The following is a 1,061-nucleotide window of genomic DNA, read 5'->3' on the forward strand; positions in this document are numbered from 1 at the left end:
GCCCCACCCTCGCCCCGCCCCGCCCCGCCCCGCCCCGCCCCGCCCCGGCGATCTTGCACTTCTGGTCGCCAAATTGCCCGAGTACGTGGCTTTCGCCCCGACCAAAAGTGCAAGATCGGGGCCTTTGCGAACGCCTCACAGACGTGCAGCCCCGCCATCAGCACAATGCACTCCGCCCATTGCTCTGAGTAGGGAATCTTGGACACTTTCGGCCCTCAGAGGGGCCATTTCGGTCCAAGATCCACTGAAGCGGGGTGGGTGGGTCTGATCGACGAGCCCGTCCTCTCCCTCGACCGCTACTGTCTGCGTTGACCATGAGCTTGACGGCAGTGGTTGATCTTCAAACTGCCGCTAATGTCATGATCAACATGGATTATCCGGGGGTGGAGGGCTAGTCGCTGATTTTTTCGGTGGTGGCGAAGGCTTCGCGGAGGAGGCGTACGGCCTGCTCCTCGCTCGACTCGCGGGCGGTCTTCTCGTCGATGACCTCATCCAGTGGCTCGTCGCCGGGGTCGAAGCCCTCGTAGACCGGGGTGGTGGCCGCCGGGGCTGCACCGCCGGGACGTCCCGTACCGCCGCGCACCGGGCCGTCGAAATCCGGATCGTACGGCGGCTCGCCGGCAAACTCGGCATCGGCCGCCCGGCGAACTCCCTGGCCGGTACGCGCACCCCGACCCGCCGCCGCTGCGCGGGCCGCCGCGATCGCGCGGCTCACCGGTGCGCCTGCGGTGCCGCCGTTGCCGTTGGTCGCCGCACCCTGCCGCGACGCGCCGGATGCCGACCTGGCGACCTGCGGAGCGCTCCCGGCCTCCGAGGCCGGGGCACCACCAGCTGGCTGGACGTCGGCCCCTGTGGGCACAGCGGCCGACGCCGGCGAGTTCGGCGCAGTGCCGCCCGGGCGAGCCGCAGCCGGCCGACCGCCCGCCGCATCACCGGCCGCAGCCGGGGTGGTGCCACCGGGCCGCGCCGCCTCCGGCCAACCTTCCTCGCCCTGCCCCGAACTCACACCACCGGGCCGCGCCGCCTCCGGCCAACCTTCCTCGCCCTGCCCCGAACTCACA

Annotated in this window: 1 pseudogene; it reads right to left on the reverse strand. The window is 71.2% G+C overall.

Annotated features, from left to right (window positions below):
* Positions 1–391: 391 nt before the first annotated feature.
* A pseudogene (locus tag Vqi01_RS30315) lies at positions 392–1,061 on the reverse strand (DNA polymerase III subunit gamma and tau); the annotation flags it as partial.

Origin of the sequence: Micromonospora qiuiae (assembly GCF_016863555.1) — a bacterium.
In the GTDB taxonomy this organism is placed as follows: Bacteria; Actinomycetota; Actinomycetes; order Mycobacteriales; family Micromonosporaceae; genus Micromonospora; species Micromonospora qiuiae.